Origin of the sequence: Pseudarthrobacter chlorophenolicus (assembly GCF_000962805.1) — a bacterium.
GTDB lineage: Bacteria > Actinomycetota > Actinomycetes > Actinomycetales > Micrococcaceae > Arthrobacter > Arthrobacter chlorophenolicus_A.
The window spans coordinates 33,453-55,168 of sequence record NZ_JZTW01000003.1 but is presented as its reverse complement, the minus strand read 5'-3'; the positions used below and the strand labels follow the sequence as shown (position 1 = coordinate 55,168).

Annotated in this window: 21 protein-coding genes; 16 read left to right on the top strand and 5 right to left on the bottom strand. The window is 65.6% G+C overall.

Translation table 11 applies throughout. The features are described from left to right. Nucleotides 1-54 precede the first annotated feature (54 nt). Nucleotides 55-1,353: an ABC transporter substrate-binding protein gene (locus UC32_RS04915; RefSeq protein ID WP_045730141.1), complete on the top strand. Its 1,299-nt coding sequence runs from the start codon at nucleotides 55-57 to the stop codon at nucleotides 1,351-1,353. Nucleotides 1,354-1,387: 34 nt separating this feature from the next. Here UC32_RS04915 and UC32_RS04910 read toward each other — a convergent pair whose 3' ends face one another. The 5 genes from UC32_RS04910 to sdhC form a co-directional block, all read right to left on the bottom strand. Beyond that, nucleotides 1,388-2,158: an alpha/beta hydrolase family protein gene (locus UC32_RS04910; RefSeq protein WP_045730140.1), complete on the bottom strand. Its 771-nt coding sequence runs from the start codon at nucleotides 2,156-2,158 to the stop codon at nucleotides 1,388-1,390. A gap of 161 nt (nucleotides 2,159-2,319) precedes the next feature. Further along, nucleotides 2,320-3,102, bottom strand: coding sequence for a succinate dehydrogenase iron-sulfur subunit (locus UC32_RS04905; protein ID WP_015936415.1), 783 nt, complete (start codon nucleotides 3,100-3,102; stop codon nucleotides 2,320-2,322). A 1-nt stretch (nucleotide 3,103) separates the two neighbouring features. Next, nucleotides 3,104-4,903, bottom strand: a complete 1,800-nt coding sequence (gene sdhA, locus UC32_RS04900) for a succinate dehydrogenase flavoprotein subunit (protein WP_015936416.1) — start codon at nucleotides 4,901-4,903, stop codon at nucleotides 3,104-3,106. A 110-nt stretch (nucleotides 4,904-5,013) separates the two neighbouring features. Then, on the bottom strand, nucleotides 5,014-5,475 hold the full coding sequence (locus tag UC32_RS04895; protein WP_015936417.1) for a succinate dehydrogenase hydrophobic membrane anchor subunit: 462 nt from the start codon (nucleotides 5,473-5,475) through the stop codon (nucleotides 5,014-5,016). Between the two features lie 3 nt (nucleotides 5,476-5,478). Continuing rightward, the gene (gene sdhC, locus UC32_RS04890) at nucleotides 5,479-5,859 is read right to left on the bottom strand and encodes a succinate dehydrogenase, cytochrome b556 subunit (RefSeq protein WP_015936418.1); all 381 of its coding nucleotides are present in this window, start codon (nucleotides 5,857-5,859) and stop codon (nucleotides 5,479-5,481) included. A gap of 281 nt (nucleotides 5,860-6,140) precedes the next feature. Here sdhC and UC32_RS04885 point away from each other — a divergent pair, with 281 nt between their 5' ends. The 15 genes from UC32_RS04885 to UC32_RS04815 all read left to right on the top strand — a co-directional run bounded on the left by UC32_RS04885 (nucleotide 6,141) and on the right by UC32_RS04815 (nucleotide 21,687). Then, a complete protein-coding gene (locus tag UC32_RS04885) occupies nucleotides 6,141-7,274 on the top strand; it encodes a mannose-1-phosphate guanylyltransferase (RefSeq protein ID WP_045730139.1) in 1,134 nt (377 codons plus the stop codon). Between the two features lie 99 nt (nucleotides 7,275-7,373). Continuing rightward, a complete protein-coding gene (locus UC32_RS04880) occupies nucleotides 7,374-8,573 on the top strand; it encodes an amidohydrolase (RefSeq protein WP_045730138.1) in 1,200 nt (399 codons plus the stop codon). A gap of 176 nt (nucleotides 8,574-8,749) precedes the next feature. Beyond that, the gene (locus tag UC32_RS04875; protein ID WP_045730275.1) at nucleotides 8,750-9,184 is read left to right on the top strand and encodes a MarR family winged helix-turn-helix transcriptional regulator; all 435 of its coding nucleotides are present in this window, start codon (nucleotides 8,750-8,752) and stop codon (nucleotides 9,182-9,184) included. 74 nt (nucleotides 9,185-9,258) lie between these two features. Further along, nucleotides 9,259-9,690, top strand: a complete 432-nt coding sequence (locus tag UC32_RS04870; RefSeq protein ID WP_045730137.1) for an organic hydroperoxide resistance protein — start codon at nucleotides 9,259-9,261, stop codon at nucleotides 9,688-9,690. Next, complete coding sequence (locus tag UC32_RS04865) at nucleotides 9,687-10,706, top strand: NADP-dependent oxidoreductase (protein ID WP_045730136.1); 1,020 nt, start codon at nucleotides 9,687-9,689, stop codon at nucleotides 10,704-10,706. Before UC32_RS04870 ends, UC32_RS04865 begins: the two co-directional genes overlap by 4 nt. A 257-nt stretch (nucleotides 10,707-10,963) precedes the next feature. After that, the gene (locus UC32_RS04860; RefSeq protein WP_045730135.1) at nucleotides 10,964-12,070 is read left to right on the top strand and encodes a BMP family lipoprotein; all 1,107 of its coding nucleotides are present in this window, start codon (nucleotides 10,964-10,966) and stop codon (nucleotides 12,068-12,070) included. A 176-nt stretch (nucleotides 12,071-12,246) separates the two neighbouring features. Further along, nucleotides 12,247-13,821, top strand: coding sequence for an ABC transporter ATP-binding protein (locus UC32_RS04855; RefSeq protein WP_045730134.1), 1,575 nt, complete (start codon nucleotides 12,247-12,249; stop codon nucleotides 13,819-13,821). Then, a complete protein-coding gene (locus UC32_RS04850) occupies nucleotides 13,814-15,202 on the top strand; it encodes an ABC transporter permease (RefSeq protein WP_045730133.1) in 1,389 nt (462 codons plus the stop codon). The genes UC32_RS04855 and UC32_RS04850 overlap by 8 nt, the downstream gene beginning before the upstream one ends. Next, nucleotides 15,199-16,521, top strand: a complete 1,323-nt coding sequence (locus tag UC32_RS04845) for an ABC transporter permease (RefSeq protein WP_045730132.1) — start codon at nucleotides 15,199-15,201, stop codon at nucleotides 16,519-16,521. Before UC32_RS04850 ends, UC32_RS04845 begins: the two co-directional genes overlap by 4 nt. Before the next feature lie 5 nt (nucleotides 16,522-16,526). Beyond that, the gene (locus UC32_RS04840; protein ID WP_045730274.1) at nucleotides 16,527-16,928 is read left to right on the top strand and encodes a cytidine deaminase; all 402 of its coding nucleotides are present in this window, start codon (nucleotides 16,527-16,529) and stop codon (nucleotides 16,926-16,928) included. Continuing rightward, nucleotides 16,925-18,256 (top strand): thymidine phosphorylase, encoded by a 1,332-nt coding sequence (locus UC32_RS04835; protein ID WP_045730131.1) that lies wholly within the window; start codon nucleotides 16,925-16,927, stop codon nucleotides 18,254-18,256. Before UC32_RS04840 ends, UC32_RS04835 begins: the two co-directional genes overlap by 4 nt. A gap of 6 nt (nucleotides 18,257-18,262) precedes the next feature. Beyond that, nucleotides 18,263-18,892: a DedA family protein gene (locus UC32_RS04830; RefSeq protein WP_045730130.1), complete on the top strand. Its 630-nt coding sequence runs from the start codon at nucleotides 18,263-18,265 to the stop codon at nucleotides 18,890-18,892. Nucleotides 18,893-19,118: 226 nt separating this feature from the next. Beyond that, the gene (locus UC32_RS04825; protein WP_045730129.1) at nucleotides 19,119-19,847 is read left to right on the top strand and encodes a DedA family protein; all 729 of its coding nucleotides are present in this window, start codon (nucleotides 19,119-19,121) and stop codon (nucleotides 19,845-19,847) included. Nucleotides 19,848-19,886: 39 nt separating this feature from the next. Beyond that, the gene (locus UC32_RS04820) at nucleotides 19,887-21,023 is read left to right on the top strand and encodes an adenosine deaminase (protein WP_045730128.1); all 1,137 of its coding nucleotides are present in this window, start codon (nucleotides 19,887-19,889) and stop codon (nucleotides 21,021-21,023) included. Nucleotides 21,024-21,081: 58 nt separating this feature from the next. After that, nucleotides 21,082-21,687, top strand: coding sequence for a MazG nucleotide pyrophosphohydrolase domain-containing protein (locus UC32_RS04815; RefSeq protein ID WP_045730273.1), 606 nt, complete (start codon nucleotides 21,082-21,084; stop codon nucleotides 21,685-21,687). Nucleotides 21,688-21,716 lie beyond the last annotated feature (29 nt).

Sequence of the window (21,716 nt, the reverse complement as noted above, 5' to 3'; positions counted from 1 at the left end):
CCTTTGTGATACGTTTCACGAAACCGTTTTCTGACGAGGGAAGAAGCTGGCCCGATGACGCGTCACAGTACCCACCGCCTCCGTAAAACCGTCGCAATGCTCAGTGCGGCATGCCTGCTTGGACTGACAGCCGCATGTTCCGCGCCGTCGGGCGGGACCTCTGACGGGCCGGTGGAGATCCGGTTCGCCTGGTGGGGCAATGCGGGGCGCGCTGAGCTCACCAACAAGGCCATCGCAGAATTCGAAGCCGCCAACCCGGACATCACGGTGAAACCCGAGTTCGGGGACATCGGCGGATATTTCGATAAACTCGCCACCCAGGTGGCCGCCAACGATGCGCCGGACGTCATCACCATGGGCGGCGCCTATCCGGCGGAATACGCCAACCGTGGAGCGCTGCTTGATCTCGCCAAAGTGTCAGGTCAGCTCGACCTCGGCAAACTGGACCAGGGCGCGCTGGATAACGGCCAGGTCCAGGGCAAGCAGTACGGCATCTCCACGGGCGCCAATGCCCTCGCCATCGTGGTGAACCCGGCTGTTTTTGCGGCGGCCGGCGTTCCACTCCCTGATGACACCACCTGGAGCTGGGAGGACTTCGCCCAAACCGCCGCGAGCGTGACGTCGAAGAGCCCCAAGGGCACCTACGGCACGGCAACGGTCCTCACCCACGACTCCCTGGACGCCTTCGCCCGGCAGCGGGGAGAGTCCCTCTACACCCAGGACGGCCAGCTTGGCCTCACCAAGGAGACCGTGCAGGACTACTTCGACTTCTCGCTCAAGCTCAGCGAGTCCGGTGCCGCGCCCAACGCCTCGGAAACGGTGGAAAAGCTCAACGTCAGCACCGAACAGACCCTCATGGGCATGGGACAGGCCGGCATGATGCTCACCTGGAGCAACTCCCTGACAGCGCTCAGCAAGGCCTCCGGCGCCGAACTGAAACTCCTCAAGCTCCCCGGCGAAAAGCCGACACCGGGCATCTGGCTCCAGTCGTCGCAGTTCTACACCATTTCTGCCCGCAGCAAGCACACCGAGGCCGCCGCCAAGCTCGTGAACTTCCTGGTCAACAACCAGTCCGCGGCCAAGATCATCCAGAGCGACCGCGGCGTGCCAAGCAACCCTGAAATGCGCTCGGCCATCCAGGACCTCCTGACACCGCAGGGCAAGGTGGAGGCCGCCTACATCGGCGAGATCGGCAAGATGGACTTCGCGCCCACCTACATCGGGCCCACGGGTTCGACGGCGGTCTCCGAGATCACGGCGCGGATCAACACAGAGGTGCTGTTCGAGCGGCTGACGCCGGAGAAGGCGGCGGAGCAGTGGATCAGCGAGAGCAAGGCCGCCATCGGCAAATAGGCCGCGCCCGGATGGCCGGCAGCAAGGGAGCCGGTCAGTGCGCGGCGTCGAGGTACTGGTCGGCCCAGGCCGCGATGATCCTGGCCGCCCGCGCGGCCTGCCCCTTGCCGGTCAGGAGGTGGTCGCTGCCTTCCAGGGAGACAAAGTTCCGGGGGTGCCGGGCGGTCTGGAAGATCGTGCTGGCATTCTCGATACCTACGGTGTTGTCAGTGGGGGAGTGGAGCACCATCAGCGGTTTGTGCAGCTGGCGGATGCAGTCCGTAAGGTCGGCGTTTTCCAGGTCCTCCACGAAGTGCCTGCGAATCTCCACCCGCTTGCCGCCCAGGTCAACTTCGGCGCTGCCTTCGCTCAGGATCCGGTCCAGGGCCGCGTCGAAGACGTGGGCCACGTGCTTGGGCGAGAACGGTGCGCCAACTGTTGCAACGGCGTCGAGCTCCGGGATCTCACGGGCCGCGGCCAGGACTGCCGCGCCGCCGAAGGAGTGTCCCACCAGCAGCGAAATTTCCTTGCCCTCGCTGCGCATGAACTCCGCAGCCTTGACCGTGTCGGCAACCTTATGGCTGAAGGAACCGGCAGACCACTCGCCGGCCGAACCGCCCAGGCCCAGGTTGTCGAACCGCAGCATGCCCACGCCACTGTCCGCAAGGGCCTTGCACATCCGGGATGCGGACGGGCTGTCCTTGCCCAGGGTAAATCCGTGCGAGAACACGCCCCAGCCCTTGACGGGGACTTCCGGAACATCGATGATCCCGGACAGCATCTCTCCGGTGGAACCGGCGAATGTGACCTTCTCTGTGCGGGACACGGTGTCCCCTTCCTTTTCCTGCCGTTGCCCTATCAGATAAGGCTCCTAAAACCCGGTTTTAGGGACCATATCTGATAGGGCAACGTGCGTTTTGGTGATGATACGACGACGGCGCCAGCCCCCTTGAGTGGGGACGGCGCCGTCGTCAGGTTGTTCCTACGTCAGATCTTGCGGGACAGGATCGCCTGCTTGACCTCGGCGATCGCCTGCGTCACCTGGATGCCGCGGGGGCAGGCCTCGGAGCAGTTGAAGGTGGTGCGGCAGCGCCACACGCCTTCCTTGTCATTGAGGATCTCGAGGCGCATGTCGCCGGCGTCATCACGGGAATCGAAAATGAAGCGGTGCGCGTTCACGATGGCCGCCGGGCCAAAGTACTGGCCGTCGGTCCAGAAGACCGGGCAGGAGGACGTGCACGCAGCGCAAAGGATGCACTTGGTGGTGTCGTCGAAGCGCTCACGGTCCTCAGCGGACTGGAGGCGTTCCTTGGTGGGCTCGTGGCCCTTGTTGATCAGGAACGGCATAACCTCCCGGTAGGACTGGAAGAACGGCTCCATGTCCACGATGAGGTCCTTCTCCACCGGCAGGCCCTTGATGGGTTCCACAGTGATGGGCTTGGACGTGTCAAGGTCCTTCAGGAGGGTCTTGCAGGCAAGGCGGTTGCGGCCGTTGATGCGCATGGCATCGGAGCCGCACACGCCGTGGGCGCAGGAGCGGCGGAACGACAGGCTGCCGTCCATCTCCCACTTGACCTTGTGCAGGGCGTCCAGGACGCGGTCCGTGCCGTACATGGTGAGGTGGTAATCGTCCCAGGTGGCCTCTTCCGAGACCTCCGGGTTGTACCGCCGGACGCGCATGTGGACATCGAACGTGGGGATTTCGCCGCCCCCGCCGACGCCGGCAGGCAGTTCAATCTTTGAGGCTGGCTCAGCGATTTCAGCGGTCATCTTAGTACTTCCTCACCATCGGCTCGTAGCGGGTAAAGACGACCGGCTTGGTGGCCAGCCGGATACCGGCGATTGCTTCCGCCGATCCGTCAGCCGGCGCGTGGTCATCCTTGTACGCCATGGAGTGCTTCATGAATTTCTCGTCGTCACGGTCCGGGAAGTCCTCGCGGAAGTGTCCGCCGCGGGATTCCTCGCGGTGCAGGGCAGCAACAGTCATGACCTTGGCCAGTTCCAGCAGGAAGCCCAGTTCCACGGCCTCGAGGAGGTCAAGGTTGAAGCGCTTTCCCTTGTCCTGCACGTTGATGTGCTTGTAGCGCTCCTCGAAGGAGGCGATGTCGCTCAGGACCTGGTTCAGGGTGTCCGCGGTGCGGAACACCTGCATGTTGGCGTCCATGGTGTCCTGCAGTTCCTTGCGGATCTGGGCCACCTTCTCGTCGCCGGTGCCGTTGCGGGCGATGTCCAGCAGTTCCGTGGTGTAGTCCAGCGGGTTCTCCGGCAGTTCCACGAACTGGGCCGTCTTGGCGTATTCCGCGGCGGCAACGCCGGCACGCTTGCCGAATACGTTGATGTCCAGCAGGGAGTTGGTGCCCAGGCGGTTGGAGCCGTGCACGGACACGCAGGCCACCTCACCCGCGGCGTACAGGCCGGGGATCACGGTGTCGTTGTCCTGGAGGACTTCGGTTTCGATGTTCGTGGGGATGCCGCCCATGGCGTAGTGCGCGGTGGGGAACACCGGCACCGGCTCCGTGTAGGGCTCCACGCCAAGGTAGGTGCGGGCGAACTCGGTGATGTCCGGAAGCTTGGCGTCGATGTGCGCCGGTTCCAGGTGGGTCAGGTCCAGGAGGACGTAGTCCTTGTTAGGGCCGCAACCGCGGCCTTCCCGGACTTCGTTGGCCATGGAACGGGCCACGATGTCTCGCGGTGCCAGGTCCTTGATGGTGGGGGCGTACCGCTCCATGAAGCGTTCACCGTCCGAGTTGCGCAGGATGGCGCCCTCACCGCGGGCGGCCTCCGAAAGGAGGATGCCCAGGCCCGCAAGGCCTGTCGGGTGGAACTGGAAGAACTCCATGTCCTCCAGGGGGATGCCGCGGCGGAACGCGATGCCCATGCCGTCGCCGGTCAGGGTGTGGGCGTTGGAGGTGGTCTTGAAGACCTTGCCGGCGCCGCCGGATGCGAACACCACGGACTTGGCCTGGAACACGTGCAGTTCGCCGGTGGCGAGGTCGTAGGAGACTACACCCGCGACGCGCTTCTGCTTGTAGGAGGTGCCGTCTTCGCGGACTGCATCCTCTTCGACCGTCAGCAGGTCCAGGACGTAGTACTCGTTGTAGAACTCAACGTTGTGCTTGACGCAGTTTTGGTACAGGGTCTGCAGGATCATGTGGCCGGTACGGTCCGCTGCGTAGCACGCACGGCGGACGGGGGCCTTGCCGTGGTCGCGGGTGTGGCCACCGAAGCGGCGCTGGTCGATGCGGCCTTCGGGCGTGCGGTTGAACGGCAGGCCCATCTTCTCCAGGTCAAGCACGGCGTCGATGGCTTCCTTGGCCATGACCTCGGCGGCGTCCTGGTCCACCAGGTAGTCACCGCCCTTGACGGTGTCGAACGTGTGCCACTCCCAGTTGTCTTCCTCGACATTGGCAAGGGCTGCACACATGCCACCCTGCGCCGCACCGGTGTGCGAGCGGGTGGGGTAGAGCTTGGTCAGTACTGCTGTGCGCGCGCGCTGACCGGATTCGATCGCGGCGCGCATGCCAGCGCCACCGGCACCGACGATGACGACGTCGTACTTATGGACCTGCATACCAGACGCTCTTTCTCTCAAAATTCGCAATAAAACAAACGGGGGCGTGTTGCTGTCCCCGCACAACAGGGCCCGCGGTCTATGCCCGCGGGCCCGGGATGATGCTGGTGCTAGGCAGGGCAGAAACCGCCAGGCAGCGGAACGCCGTCCACCACGGGGCACGGATCGAAGGTGAAGATCACCAGGGTGCCCAGGACGATGATGACCACTGTGGCCGAGTAGAGGACCGTCTTCAACCAGCGGCGGGTTGAATCCTTCTCGGCGTAGTCGTTGATGATGGTGCGCACGCCGTTTGTGCCGTGCAGCATGGCCAGCCACAGCATGGCCAGGTCCCAGAACTGCCAGAACGGATCCGCCCACTTGCCGGCCACGAAGCCGAAGTCGATGGCGTGGATGCCTTCGCCGACCATGAGGTTCACGAACAGGTGCCCGAAGATGAGGACCACCAGCACCACGCCGGAGAGGCGCATGAACAGCCAGGCGATCATCTCGAAGTTGCCCCGGCTCCCGCCGTTGCGGCGGTACTGGGGTGCGATCCGCCCGCTGCGGGGGCTCTCGATGGTTGCAGTCATGGCTTAGTGACCTCCGAGGGCGAGGGACAGGTGGCGGATGGAGAAGGCAACCATGGTGACAACCCAGAGGCCCAGGACTGCCCAGAGCATCTGGCGCTGGTACTTGGCGCCCTTCTTCCAGAAGTCCACTGCGATGATGCGCAGGCCGTTGAAGGCGTGGAACACGATCGCAGCGACAAGGCCGGTCTCACCCAGTGCCATCAGCGGATTCTTGTAGGCGCCAATGACGGCGGTGTACGCCTCCGGGGACACACGCACCAGGCTTGTGTCCAGCACGTGGACCAACAAGAAGAAAAAGATCACTACACCGGTAATCCGGTGTCCTACCCATGACCACATGCCTTCACGGCCGCGGTACAAGGTGCCAGCTGGTTTTGTCGGCACTGATAAACCTCCCTGCAACACAGCGGCGCTGGCATGAGATCCACGCGGGGGGAACGCCTGCTGCGAGAGCACTCGTAGCTCAGGCCTAAATCTAGGCTTCGCTCACAGCTTATTCAATTTAGGAGCATCTTGCTGCCCAGCAGTGGCGCGGTTTTTCTGATTTTTTGAGACAAACGCCACAAAGCCTTGCTCCGACAGCGGCTGTCCTGCATTCAGGCATGGCTCCGGGCGCGGGTCCGTCTACGCAGCCAACCGCACCCGTTCGGCTAAAGTGGGCCTTGATGAGTACAGACAAAGTGACAAGCCCGGCATCACCTCTGGACCGCTTCTACGCGGTGATTCCGGCGGGCGGAGTGGGGACCCGCCTCTGGCCCCTGTCACGAGCCGCAGCTCCCAAGTTCCTCCACGACCTCACCGGTTCGGGCAGCACCTTGCTGCGCGCCACCTACGACCGGCTCCAACCGCTCGCGGGGGACCGGATGCTGGTGGTCACCGGAAAGGCGCACCGCGATGCAGTGTGCAGGCAGCTTCCGGAGGTACAGGACGCGGACCTGGTGCTTGAATCCGAGCCGAAGGATTCCGGTGCCGCAATCGGACTCGCTGCCGCCATCCTGCACGAACGCGATCCCGACACCATCATGGGGTCCTTCGCCGCGGACCAGGTGATCAGCCCTGACCAGCTCTTCCAGGAAGCAGTCCGCGAGGCGATCTACACCGCAGCCGCCGGGAAGATCGTCACGATCGGCATCAAGCCCACCCACCCATCCACGGGCTTCGGCTACATCCGTTCGGGCCAGGAGCTCCGCGTCGAAGGAGCGCCCAGCGCGCAGGACGTTGTGGAATTCGTCGAAAAGCCGGATGAGACGGTGGCCCAGCAATACGTTGAAAGCGGCAACTACGTCTGGAACGCCGGCATGTTCGTCGCTCCGGTGGCGCTTCTGCTCAAGCACCTGGAAGCCAACCAGCCCGAACTGTTCCAGGGGCTGCAGGAAATCGCCCGTGCCTGGGACACTCCGGAGCGGGATGTTGTCACCGCGCGGGTGTGGCCCACGCTGCCGAAGATCGCCATCGACTACGCAGTGGCCGAACCCGCCGCGGAAGCCGGGGACGTCGCCGTCGTGCCCGGAACCTTCCGGTGGGACGACGTCGGCGACTTTGCCTCCGTGGGCCGGCTCAACTCCGCCAGGGAAGTGGATGACGTCACGGTGCTGGGCGAGGGTGCCCGCGTCTTCACGGAGAATTCCAGCGGCGTAGTGGTCACCGACACCAAGCGCGTCATCGCCCTGATCGGCATTGAAGACGTAGTGATCGTGGATACCCCCGATGCCCTCCTGGTCACCACCATGGCCAACTCGCAGCGGGTCAAGGCCGCGGTGGACGCCCTCAAAGCCAGCGGCGACACCGACGTTCTCTAGGGTCACCCCCAACCACATCCCGGGCACCGGCCGTTGCCCGGGATGTAACGCGGCGACTGTGATGGACGCTATTGCGGCCACCATCGCTAGAGTGAAGCAGTGCGCAATTACACTACTGAAGCCGAACCCACCGCTTTGGTGGCTCCGTGGCTGGAGCCGCTCCTGCCGGAACTGATCGAATTCCGCCGGGATCTGCACGCGCATCCGGAACTTTCGTTCAAGGAGTACCGCACCACTGACAAGCTGGCCGAGCGGCTGGAAGCCGCAGGCCTGGCGCCGCGCCGGCTGGAGGGGACCGGGCTCACCGTCGATGTAGGTGAGGGCCCCATCGCCACGGCGCTCCGCGGGGACATTGACGCCCTGCCCATCATCGAAGAAACCGGCCTGCCCTTCGCGTCAAAGAACCACGGCGTAACGCACGCCTGCGGCCACGACGTCCACACCACCACCATGCTGGGGATCGCGCTGGTCCTGCACCGCATGCACCAGGAATCGCCCCTTGGCGCGACCATCCGCATCATCTTCCAGCCGGCCGAGGAAACCATGCCCGGTGGCGCCCATGCGTGCATCGAGCAGGGTGTGCTGGACGGTGTTCCGCGGATCCTGGCCCTGCACTGCGACCCCCGGATCGAAGTGGGCAAGATCGGCACGCGCATCGGGGCTATCACTTCGGCTTCGGACACCATCCGGATCGAACTCTCCGGCCGCGGCGGCCATACCTCCCGTCCGCACCTCACCGAGGACCTGGTGTTCGCGCTGGCGCAGATCGCCGTCAATGTGCCCGCCGTGCTGTCGCGGCGGGTGGATGTCCGGAGCGGCGTATCGGTGGTATGGGGGCAGATCACGGCGGGCTCGGCCCCCAATGCCATCCCGGGCACCGGCTACATGGCAGGCACCATGCGCTGCCTGGACAGGGACGCGTGGCACGCCGCCGGCGAACTGCTGGACGAAGTAGTGCACCAAGTGGCCGCACCCTACGGCGTCGACGTCCACCTCGAACACACCAGGGGAGTGCCGCCCGTGGTCAACTCCGAACACGAGACCGCCCTCATCGAGGCAGCGGCCCGCGCTGAAATCGGCGAGAGCGCCGTGGTGCTTACCCCGCAGTCCATGGGCGGTGAAGACTTCGCCTGGTTCCTGGCCGAACTTCCCGGCGCCATGATGCGGCTGGGTACCAAGACGCCTGGCGGTGAGGAATACGACCTGCACCGCGGGGACTACATCCTGGACGAAAAGGCGCTGGGTCTTGGGATCCGGGTGCTCACCGGCGCGGCCCTGCGCACCATCCGCGACCTGTAGGCCGCGAACCCGTCCGGGCGGCACGGGACGCCGCACTGTACGGCCCATACAGGCAAGAAGAAAGCGCGACGCCGGCACTTACCAAAGTGCCGGCGTCGCGCCTTTTCGCGTGCCGGGGAAGAGCAGTGATCGAAGATAAGTTGTGCACAATTGAATTGTGGACTAGCATTATGGTCGTGACTGATGCTCCCCGACTCGACCGGCAAGTGTGTTTCGCCCTCTACTCGGCTTCCCGTGCCGCCACGGCCGTCTACCGGCCTGTGCTGGAGGAACTGGGACTGACCTATCCGCAGTACCTCGTCATGCTGGTGCTGTGGGAAAACGAGCCGCGGGGGGTCAAGGACGTCGGCCACGAGCTCGGCCTCGATTCGGGAACGCTGTCCCCGCTGCTGAAGCGGCTCGAAGCCCTGGGCCTGGTGGAACGCCGCCGCTCCGGAGATGACGAGCGCCGCGTGGCCGTCCATCTGACGGCCGCCGGGAAGGACTTGAGCAGCAAGGCCGGAGCGATTCCCCAGCGACTGGCCGACGCCGCCGGGCTGACGGCCGGAGAGCTTGAGCAGTTGCGCGGAACCCTCAGCAAGCTCACCGCCGCCCTCCACGACGCGGTCTGAAGCTGCCCGGCCACAACGCTCCCGCGAGCCCAAGAATTTACCCAGACACCAACCATGAAAGGGCGGTCATCCACGTGAAGACCCTTTACACAGCAGAAGCGCTTGCCTCCGGCGAGGGCCGGGACGGCAGCGCCCGGTCCAATGACGGCAAGCTCGAAGTAGGCCTCGCCAGCCCGGTGGAACTCGGTGGCAACGGCGAGGGCACCAACCCTGAACAGCTGTTCGCGGCCGGCTACGCCGCATGTTTCCATTCGGCGCTCCGCCTGGTGGGCCGCAAGGAGCGCGCTGACCTGACCGACTCGGCCGTCGCCGCCAAGATCCACCTGGGCCAGCTGGACGATGGGGCAGGATTTGGCCTCGCCGCCGAACTGGAAATCGCCCTTCCCGCCCTCGACCTCGAAACGGCGGAAGCCCTGGTGGCCAAGGCCCACCAGGTCTGCCCTTACTCGAACGCCACCCGCGGCAACATCACCGTCGAACTCAAAGTTTTGGAGTACGCAGCATGAGCACCACCACCCTTCCCGCAGCAACCCGTGAAATCCAGCTCGCCTCACGCCCCGTGGGCCGGCCCGTCCCGGAGAACTTCCGCCTGGCCGAGTCGCCGCTGCCCGAGGTGGGCGAGGGCCAGATCCTGGTCCGGAACCTCTTCATCTCCGTGGATCCCTACATGCGAGGCCGCATGAACGACGCCAAGTCCTACTCCGCGCCCTTCGCGCTGGACAAAGCGCTCGACGGCGGCGCCGTGGGTGAGGTCATCGCGTCCCGTTCCGAGGCGCACAAGGAAGGCGACGTCGTCGTGCATGCCCTCGGCTGGCGCGAATACGCCGTGGTTGACGGCAACGCTGCCTCCCCGGCCCGGACCGACCTGGCACCCGCATCGGCGTTCCTGGGTGCGCTGGGCATGACCGGCCTCACCGCTTACGCAGGCCTCCTCAAAGTGGCCGAGTTCAAGGAAGGGGACGCCGTCTTCGTTTCCGGCGCCGCCGGTGCCGTCGGTTCGCTCGTGGGCCAGATCGCCAAGGCAATGGGCGCTTCCCGGGTAATCGGCTCCGCAGGCTCGCCCGCCAAGGTGGCCAGGCTCCTCGAGCTCGGTTTCGACGCGGCCTTTGACTACCACGATGGTCCCGTGCGGGAACAGCTCGAGAAAGCCGCAGGCGCCCAGGGCATCGACGTCTACTTCGACAACGTGGGCGGCGAACACCTCGAAGCAGCGTTGTCCGTCCTGAACGTCGGCGGCCGGGTGGCCATGTGCGGAGCCATCACCCAGTACAACTCCACTGAGCCCACCCCCGCCCCGCACAACCTCATGCAGGCCATCGGCAAGCAGCTCACCCTGCGCGGCTTCCTGGTGGGCGGCCAGCGCCAGCACGCTGCAGAGTTCGCCGAGAAGATGGCCGGCTGGCTGGCCAGCGGCGCCGTCCGCTACGACGAGACAGTGGTGGACGGGCTGGAAAATGCACCGCAGGCCTTCATGGACCTGCTGGATGGAGCCAACACGGGCAAGATGCTGGTCCGCCTGTAGGGCCGAGGCTCGAACCTCACCAAGCACCAGGGGTGCCGCGGATCCGCGGCACCCCTACTGCTTGGTAACAACTTGTAAACAATCTCCGGGAACAGGTGCCGGCGTGCTAGGGGGACGTGGCGCAGGCCACTAAAGTGATGGCATCAGTGCGCTCCGGCGCATGCTGCGGGCATCAGTGACAACAGAATTTCAGTGCAGAAACGGACACTCATTGAAATCGTGCCGTAGCGCCACTCTCGCATCCTGGAGGAATCTTGATGACATCACTGCGTGCACGCATGAAGCGCGGTTCTATGGCCGGCCTGGCTACCGTCAGCGCCTCGGCCCTTCTTTTGACAGCCTGCGGCGCAGCCCCGGAACCGGGAAGCACCTCGTCCGCCGGTGCCAGTGACTACACCGGCTGCATCGTGTCCGACTCCGGCGGGTTCGATGACCAGTCCTTCAACCAGTCCTCCTACGAGGGCCTGAAGAAGGCCGAAAAGGACCTGGGCATCAAGGTGAACCAGGTCGAATCGAAGACCAACAACGACTTCGAACCCAACCTCCGCGCCATGGTGACCGCCGGTTGCGACCTCACCGTGACCGTTGGCTTCCTGCTGGGTGACGCCACCAAGGCGCAGGCCGCGGCCAACCCTGACAGCCACTTCGCCATCATCGACTTCGGCTACGAGACGCCCATCAGCAACGTCAAGCCGATCATCTACGACACCGCGCAGGCGGCCTTCATGGCCGGGTACCTGGCCGCAGGCACCACCAAGACGGGAACCGTGGCCACCTTCGGCGGCATCAAGATCCCCACCGTCACCATCTTCATGGACGGCTACGCGGACGGCGTGAAGTACTACAACGAACAGAAGGGCAAGGACGTCAAGCTCCTTGGCTGGAACAAGGATGCCCAGGACGGCAGCTTCACCGGCGACTTCGAAAAGCAGGATGTCGGAAAGCAGCTCACCCGGAACTTCCTGGACCAGGGCGCCGACATCGTCATGCCGGTGGCCGGGCCCGTGGGCAAGGGTGCAGGCGCCGCCCTGCAGGAGGCCAAGAATTCCGGCAAGGACGTCAAGCTGATCTGGGTTGACTCCGACGGCTTCCTCACCGCCCCGGACTACAAGGAAATCATGCTCTCCTCGGTCATGAAGCAGATGGGCGAGGCCGTGGAAACCGTGGTGAAGGAAGACAAGGACGGCAAGTTCAGCAACACCCCCTACGTTGGCACCCTCGCCAACGACGGCGTGCAGCTGGCACCGTTCCACGACTTCGATTCCCAGGTTCCCGCGGACCTGAAATCTGAACTGGACCAGATCAAGAAGGACATCGTGGACGGCAAGCTGAAGGTCGAATCCGACGCGAGCCCGAAGGCCTGACACCGCACTTGGCGCCACTGCCGGCCCGTCCCTGACTGGCCGGCAGTGGCGCTTTTTGCTGGCATCCCTTTTTCGGGCCACCGCCCGGTTCTCCGACGGCTGCACCCACTAGGCTGGAGCTGCAGCCACATATCCCGTCCGGTCGATCACCGGGCGCTTCGAGATTGGTCAGAGTTTTGAAACTTGAACTCAGAGGCATCACCAAACGCTTTGGGACCCTGCTCGCCAACGACCACATCGACGTGGTGGTTGAATCCGGCCAGATCCACTGCCTGCTGGGCGAAAACGGGGCCGGTAAATCCACCCTGATGAACGTGCTCTACGGACTGTACGAGCCGTCCGAAGGCGAAATCCTCATAGACGGCAAGCCCGTCTCCTTCCGCGGCCCCGGTGACGCCATGGCCGCCGGCATCGGCATGGTGCACCAGCACTTCATGCTTGTACCGGTGTTCACCGTCGCGGAAAACGTCGCACTGGGTGCCGAACCCACCAAAGCGGCGGGCTTCCTCAACCTTGATGAAACCCGGCGCCGGATCCGGGAAATCTCGGACCAGTACGGCTTCGACGTCGATCCCGACGCCCTGGTGGAAGACCTCCCCGTCGGCGTCCAGCAGCGGGTTGAAATCATCAAGGCGCTGGTCCGCAACGCCAAGGTCCTCATCCTCGACGAACCCACCGCTGTCCTCACCCCCCAGGAAACCGACGAACTCCTGGACATCATGCGGCAGCTCAAGGCGGGCGGCACCTCCATCGTCTTCATTTCCCACAAACTGCGTGAGGTGAAGGAAGTCTCGGACACCATCACCGTGATCCGGCGCGGCAAGGTGGTTGGCTCCGCAGAACCCTCGGCCTCCACCACAGACCTTGCATCGATGATGGTGGGCCGTGCCGTCAGCCTCACCCTCGAAAAGGCCCCCGCGAAGCCGCAGGAGAAGACCTTCGAGGTCCGGGACCTGACAGTCATCGCCCACAACGGCCAGCACGTGGTGGACGGACTCAGCTTCGACATCGCCCGGGGCGAAATCCTCGCCGTCGCCGGCGTCCAGGGCAACGGCCAGACCGAACTCACCGAAGCCATCCTGGGACTCCAGGACAGGGTGTCCGGTTCCATCACCCTCGACGGCAAGGAACTCCTGGGCCGGTCCGTCAAGGACGTCCTGAAAGCCGGCGTCGGGTTTGTCCCCGAAGACCGCAAGGTGGACGGCCTGGTGGGAACCTTCTCCGTCGCCGAAAACCTGGTCCTGGACCTTTACGACAAGCCTCCCTACGCCAAGGGCATCAGCATGAGCCCGGCCAGGATCCTCGAAAACGCCAAAGCCCGCATCGACGAGTTCGATGTCCGCACACCCTCCGCAGCGGCCGCCGCGGGGACACTGTCCGGCGGCAACCAGCAAAAGGTGGTGATGGCCCGCGAGCTCTCCCGCCCCCTGCGCCTGTTCATCGCTTCCCAGCCCACCCGCGGCGTGGACGTCGGCTCCATCGAATTCCTGCACCGGCGCATCGTCGCCGAACGCGACCAGGGCACCCCGGTGATGATCATCAGTACCGAACTCGATGAGGTCATGGAACTCGCTGACCGCATCGCCGTGCTGTACAAGGGCAAGCTGGTGGGTATCGTTCCCGCCGGCACGGGCCGCGACGTCCTTGGCCTGATGATGGCCGGAATCCACCCTGATGAACAGGCCCACCCCCAGCCGGCGGCCAGCCGCCCGGCTCCCACCTCCGACGCCGAGGGAGGCGACCATGTCTGAGCAGCATCCCCCCAAACGTCCTGCCGGCGATGAGCAGGGTGACACCCAGCCTGCAAAGCCGCACCAGCCCAACCTTGCCGCCGAGGAAACCGCCGCCGTCGTGTCCGTGGACACGGCCGGCGGCGCCATGGGCCCCTCGGCCGTCCCCGCCAGCGCCCAAAGCGGCCAGCTGCCCGGCGGTCCTGACACCTTGCTCCGCAAGATCTTCACCGGCAGCGGCATGGTGTCTGTCCTGGCAGTGTTCCTGGCCCTCGTCATCGGCGGCCTGCTCATTGCCAGCACCGACACGCGGGTGGCCTCCACAGCCAGCTACTTCTTCGCCCGCCCCACCGATTTCCTGACCGCCGTCTGGAACGCCGCCACCCGCTCCTATATCGCCCTGTTCCAGGGAGCCGTGTTCAACCCCCGCGGCAACAGTGTGGCAGCCCAGTTCGCTCCGTTCATGGAGACCCTCACCATCGCCACGCCGCTGATCACCGCCGGTCTGGGCGTGGCGCTTGCCTTCCGGGCAGGGCTCTTCAACATCGGTGCCCAGGGCCAGATCATCGTGGCAGGCATCCTTGCCGCCTGGGTTGGCTTCGCACTGCACCTCCCGCTGGGCCTGCACCTGCTGCTGGTCCTGGTGGCCGGCATCGTTGGCGGCGCGCTCTGGGGCGGCCTCGTCGGCGTGCTGAAGGCCCGCACGGGCGCCCATGAGGTCATCCTCACCATCATGTTCAACTACATCGCCCTGTACTTCCTGCGGTACCTGCTGAATACCCCGGCCTTCCAGCGCCCGGGGGAGTCGAACCCCATCTCACCCATCCTGGATCCGTCCGCCGTCTACCCGCAGATCTTCGGCAGCCAGTACCGGCTCCACCTGGGCTTCATTCTCGCCATCGGCGCCACCGTCCTGGTCTGGTGGCTCCTGAACCGGTCCACGGTCGGCTTCGAATTCCGTGCCGTGGGTGCCAACCCCAAAGCTGCCCAGACGGCCGGCATCAACGTGTCCCGCTCCACCATCCTGGTAATGGCCATCGCCGGCGGGCTGGCCGGCATGTCCGGCGTGGCCCAGGTGGCCGGCACCGAAAAAGTCCTCACCGACGGGGTGGCAGCCACCTACGGTTTTGACGCCATCACCGTCGCGCTGCTGGGGCGTTCGACGCCGTGGGGCACCTTCGCAGCGGGGCTGCTGTTTGGAGCCTTCCGCGCCGGAGCCGTCCAGATGCAGATCCAGACCGGCACCCCCATTGACATCGTCCTGGTGGTCCAGTCGTTGATCGTCCTCTTCATCGCAGCGCCCCCGCTGGTGCGCGCCGTCTTCGGGCTCAACCCGCGGCGGAAGAAGCCCGCCCGCGCCGCGAAGTCCACGAAGGCAGCCACCACCGGAGGTGCAGCATGAGCACAACAGTTTCATCCCGGCCGGGCAACCCGCAGCCGGACAACGCCGCGGCGGACACCGGCGCGGCAAGCATCTCCGCCAAGCCGGTGAGTTGGAAGACCCCCGTCCTGCTGGCCGCCTTCGGGCTGATCGCCCTCGTGTTCTTTGGCCTGCTCGGCCCCAACAAGACGGCCAGCTTCGGCATCTCCACCGGAAGCGACTTCTTCCAGTTGCCTGCACTGGAGGTCAACGCCTTCGGCGGCGGCATCGTGCTGTCGGTGCTGCTCCTGGCCCTGGCGGCCTACGCCGTCTACCTCAAGACCAAGGGACGCCCTGCCCCCGTCTGGCTGACCGTCACGTTCATCGTCCTCTTCGTGGCCGCGTTCCTGATTTGGGTGGTGGGCGGTGCCCGCACGCCCAGCATCTCGCTGGCGGGCCTCATCGCCGGTTCGGTCACGCTGGCCGTCCCGCTGGTGTTCGGTTCACTCTCCGGCGTACTGTGCGAACGCGTCGGCGTGGTCAACATCGCCATCGAGGGCCAGCTGCTTGGCGGCGCCTTCACCGCAGCCATTGTTGCCACCATGACGCAGAACCCGTTCATCGGCCTGGCTGCTGCGGCCGTTGCCGGCGCCGTGGTGTCCATGGTCCTGGCCCTGTTCAGCATCAAATACCTGGTCAACCAGATCATCGTGGGCGTGGTCCTGAACGTTCTCGTCTCCGGCGTCACCGGCTTCCTCTTCAGCACCGTGATGCAGGAAGACAAAGCCCGGTACAACTCGCCGCCGGGGCTGGACATCATCCAGATCCCCATCCTGTCCGAGGTTCCCATCATCGGACCCATCCTGTTCCGCCAGTCGCTGGTGGGGTACCTGATGTACGTCGCCGTCCTGGTGGTCTGGGTAGGCCTGTTCAAGACGCGCTGGGGCCTCCGGGTCCGCGCCGTGGGCGAGCACCCACAGGCCGCGGACACCCTGGGCATCAACGTCAACGCCACCCGGTTCTGGAACGTCACCCTTGGCGGTGCGGTGGCCGGAATCGGTGGGTCGTTCTTCACCCTGGTGGCCATCGACAGCTTTACCAAGGAGATCTCCGGCGGCCGCGGGTTCATCGCGCTGGCAGCACTCATCTTCGGCAGGTGGAACCCCATTGGGGCGTTCTTCGCAGCGCTGCTGTTCGGCTTCGCCGACAACCTGCAGAGCATTGTCACCATCATTGGAACCCCCGTTCCCAGCCAGTTCATGGCCATGCTCCCGTACCTGGTGACTGTCCTGGCCGTTGCCGGCCTGGTGGGCAGGTCACGGGGGCCTGCGGCCAGCGGCATACCGTACGTCAAGGGTTGACCGGCGTGGGGAACACTGTTGACTGGCCCGCGCTGGAGGCGGCCGCCGTCGACGCCATGCGCAAGGCCTACGCGCCCTATTCCAAGTTCCCGGTGGGGGCTGCGGCCCTCACCGGGGACGGCCGGATCGTCAGTGGCTGCAACGTGGAGAACGCCAGCTACGGCCTGACGCTTTGCGCCGAATGCGCCCTGGTGGGCAACCTCCAGATGACCGGGGGCGGCAGCCTCCGTGCCTTCTACTGCGTGGACGGCGCCGGCAACGTGCTGATGCCGTGCGGGCGTTGCCGGCAGTTGCTCTACGAATTCCGTGCTCCGGACATGGAGCTCATGACCACCCAAGGAATCAAGACCATGGACCAGGTCCTTCCTGATGCCTTCGGTCCCGAACACCTGGAGGAAACCCGATGACAGAGACCCGCGCAACGGACACCACTGCCGAAGCCTTCGACGCCGTGGACATCATCCGCGTCAAGCGGGACAAGGGCACGCTGAGCCCGGAGCAGATCGACTGGACCATCGATGCCTACACCCGCGGCGTCATCGCCGATGAGCAGATGGCCGCGCTGAACATGGCCATCCTGCTCAACGGCATGGACCGCACCGAGATTGCGCGTTGGACGGCCGCGATGATCGCCTCCGGCGAACGGATGGACTTCTCCAGCCTCCGCCGCCCCGACGGCGGCCTGAAATACACGTCGGACAAGCACTCCACCGGCGGCGTGGGAGACAAAATCACCCTGCCGCTGGCCCCCCTGGTGGCGGTGTTCGGCATCGCAGTCCCGCAGCTGTCCGGCCGCGGCCTGGGGCACACCGGCGGCACCCTGGACAAGCTGGAATCGATACCCGGCTGGCGGGCGTCACTGAGCAACGACGAAATACTCGCCCAGCTCCAGGACGTAGGCGCCGTCATCTGCGCCGCTGGAGCGGGCCTGGCCCCGGCCGATAAGAAGCTGTACGCCCTGCGCGACGTCACCGGCACGGTGGAGGCAATCCCACTGATTGCCTCGTCCATCGTGAGCAAGAAGATCGCCGAGGGCACCGGCTCCCTGGTGCTCGACGTGAAGGTGGGCAGCGGCGCCTTCATGAAGGATGAGGCAAAGGCCCGCGAGCTGGCGGAAACCATGGTGGCCCTGGGCCAGGACGCCGGCGTGAACACGGTGGCACTGCTCACCAACATGGGCACCCCGCTCGGCCTGACCGCCGGGAACGCAATTGAAGTCGAGGAGTCGGTGGAAGTGCTGGCGGGCGGCGGCCCGGCCGACGTCGTCGAACTGACGGTCAGGCTCGCCGAGGAAATGCTCGCCTGCGCGGGAGTGCGCGACGCCGATCCGGCCGCAGCGCTCAAAGACGGGCGCGCCATGGACGTCTGGAACAGGATGATCCGGGCCCAGGGAGGGGACCCCGCCGCGAAGCTGCCGGTGGCCCGGGAATCGGAGGTGGTCTACGCTCCTGCCGACGGCGTCCTGGTGGAACTGGACGCCCTCGCCGTGGGCGTGGCCGCCTGGCGGCTGGGCGCCGGACGTGCCCGCAAGGAAGACGCGGTACAGGCCGGAGCAGGCGTGCGCATGCACGCCAAACCGGGTGCAATGGTCCGCGCCGGCGAACCGCTGATGACCCTGCTTACTGACACCCCCGAACGCTTCGACAGGGCAAAGGAAGCGCTGGAGCATGCAGCGGTAATTGCACCGGAGGGCTCCCGGCCGGCGCAGCAGTTGATCATCGACCGAATAGCATAGAAAGCTATGCAGGCCATCAATGACTTCATCCTCGCGGCAGCCGGACAACCCTGGGTACTCTTCCTCGTCCTGGCCTGCTGCGTCATTGACGGTTTTTTCCCTCCCATCCCCAGCGAATCCGTCGTGGTGGGCCTGGCAGCCGTGGCCGCCACGGCGGACGTCCCCAACCCGTACGTCCTCATGGCAGTGGCCGCACTGGGCGCGTTCGCCGGGGACAACATCGCCTACCTGATCGGCCGGAAGGTGGGCACCACCCGATGGGCCTGGATGCGCGGCCAGCGCATGCAGGGAGCGTTCCGTTGGGCCGGCGCGGAACTGCGGAAGCGCCCCGCCTCGCTGATCCTCGTGGCGCGGTTTGTCCCCATTGGCCGCGTAGCCGTCAACCTGACGGCCGGGGTGACCCACTACCACCACCTGCGCTTCGTCGGCCTGACCTGCCTGTCGGCCGTCCTGTGGGCGGCCTACTCGGTGGGTATTGGCCTGTTTTTCGGACAGTGGTTCGAGGAGAACCACCTCCTGGGCGCAGCCATCGCCATCGTCTGCGCCGTGGCGCTGGGCATCATCGTTGACCTGGCCATCAACAAGCTCCGGGGCAAGCCCAACGTGGTGGATCGGATTCGCGAACCCGAGGCCTGAAACCCCTCCGCGGCGCCCCCGTCTCCACCCGGGGGAGGAGACCCGGACGGAGCCAAGATCAGCCGCTGGGACGACGCCGCCGCACCCGCTGCCGGGATAGCGTTGCAGTGGTGTTCCCGGGGCGGGGGCGTAGCGAACGACGCCTCCGCCGTGGGACACTTAGGAACGATTTCCGCTTTGGCTGCGCCGCTATGGCAGCGGCATTTTTGTCTAGGAGCAAGACTGCGTGGAGTTTATTAATGAGGCCGTGCTCCATGCAGCGGGCCAGTGGTGGATCTACCCAGTCCTCTTGGTGTTCTTTTTCGTGGACGGCTTCGCGATGGTGGTCCCCAGTGAGACCCTCATCGTCGCCCTGGCGGCGTTCTCCCGGCACAGCGGCGAACCCAATCTGTGGATCCTTGGCGCTACCGCATTGATCGGCGCGATCGCCGGGGACAACATGGCTTTCATGCTGGGCCGCAAGATCGGCCTGGACCGGTGGAAGTGGATGCGCCGGCCCAAGGTCCGGAAGGTCTTCAGCTGGGCGCGCTACGAACTGGATAAGCGCGGCGCGGTACTGATCTTCACGGCACGGTACATTCCCTGGGGCCGGGTGGCGGTCAATTATGTGGCGGGCAGCACCGGGTTCGGCCACCGCCGCTTCTTCGTCCTTGACGCCTTTGCCTGCCTCACCTGGGTGGGCTACTCCATCGGCATCGGCCTGCTGGCCAGCTCGTTCCCCTGGCTGCACCACAACCCGCTGCTCAGCGCCGGCATCGCCGTGGTGTTCGCCATCGTCCTGGGCGTCCTCCTTGACCACATGCTGCGCTGGTGGCACAAGCACCTTGCCCGCAAGGACGCCAAGGAAGTGGACGAGTGGCTGGACGGCGGCCCGTCCGGCGCCCGTGACAGCTCAACCGGCGGACCGGCGTTCCTGGCACCGGCAGCAAAAGACGGCGGACCCACCGCCGCCTAGCGGCTGGCATTGAACCGGCCCCCACCCTAAGGTGGGAACGTGACTGAGCCTATTGTTGACGAAGCCCCTGCCATCGATTTCGACCTGAAGAGCCTGCCGAAGGTGTCGCTGCACGACCATCTGGACGGCGGACTCCGTCCGGCCACCATCATCGAACTGGCGGAGGCCGTGGGCCACCAGCTCCCGTCCACCGATCCCGTGGCACTGGGCGAATGGTTCCGCGAGTCCGCGGACTCCGGTTCCCTGGTCCGCTACCTCGAAACCTTCGACCACACGGTGGCCGTGATGCAGACGCACGAAGGCCTGGTCCGGGTAGCCAAGGAATTCGTCGAGGATTTGGCGGACGACGGCGTGGTGTACGGCGAGGTGCGCTGGGCACCGGAGCAGCACCTCCAGAAGGGCCTCACCCTCGACGAGGCAGTCGAAGCGGTCCAGGAGGGCCTCGAAGCCGGCGTTGAGGCAGTCAGCGACAGCGGCCGCGAAATCCAGGTGGGGCAGCTCATCACTGCGATGCGCCACGCCGACCGCGGCCAGGAGATCGCCGAACTGGCCGTCCGCCACCGCAACAAGGGCGCGGTCGGCTTCGACATCGCCGGAGCCGAGGACGGCTTCCTGCCTTCCCGCTTCCGGGACGCCTTCACCTACCTGGCGCAGCAGAACTTCCCCGCCACCGTCCACGCCGGCGAAGCTGCGGGGCTGGACAGCATCCAGTCGGCCCTCGTGGACGGCCGCGCGCTGCGCCTGGGCCACGGCGTCCGGATCGCCGAGGACGTCACGGTGGAATTCGACGACGACTCCGAATCCGAGGACACGGTGGGCCTGGTCACGCTGGGAGATCTGTCGAGCTGGATCCGGGACCGCGGCATCGCCCTGGAAATCTGCCCTTCGTCCAACCTCCAGACCGGAGCGATCGCAGCCTTCGGCGAGGACATCGAAAGCCACCCCCTGGACATGCTGTACCAGCTGGGCTTCAACGTCACTATCAACACCGACAACCGCCTCATGAGCGGCGTCACCCTGACGGACGAGTTCGAACTGCTCGTGGAGACGTTCGATTACGACCTTGACGATCTGCTGGAGCTCACCCTGAACGCGGCCGAAGCCGCCTTCCTGCCGCTCGAGGAAAAGGAAGCGCTGGTGGAGTACATTAACGACGCCTACGCCAACCTTGGCTGAAACCGCGGTAAACCGGCTTGTAACGGTCATCGCCCAGCTGCGGGAGCACTGCCCGTGGATGGGCGCCCTGACCCACGCATCGCTGGTGGAGTACCTCCTCGAGGAGGCTTACGAGGTGGCCGAGACCATCGAGGAAGGGCACCCGGACAGTGAGCTGCTCGGCGAGCTGGGCGACGTCCTCCTCCAGGTGGTGCTCCACGCCCGGCTCGCCGAGGAGCGCGGCGCGTTCACGTTCGACGACGTCGCGCGCGGCCTGGGTGCCAAGATGATCCGCCGCAACCCGCACGTCTTCCGCCCGGACGGCACCCTGCAGGACAGCTTTCCCGCCACGGTGGACCAGATCGTGCAGAAGTGGGACGCGGTCAAGCGGGCCGAAAAGCCTGGGCGGAAGGACCCGTTCGAGGGCATTCCGCAGGCGTTGCCGGCCCTCGCCAGGGCACAGAAGTCACTCGACCGGGCTGCGCGGGCCGGCGTACCCGGGCCCGCTGACATGGAAACCGGCCCCTTCGCGACGGAGGAGGAGCTCGGAAAGCTGCTCTTCGCCGTCGTGCACTCCGCCCATGAGAGTGGATTCGACGCCGAACGCGCCCTCCGCGGCGCCGTGCGGCAATACCAGCAGGGCACCGGCCGGAACCCGGCGGCGCCCAACCCGGCACCATCATGACGTCCGCGGGTGGTGAGGTTTCCGTAACC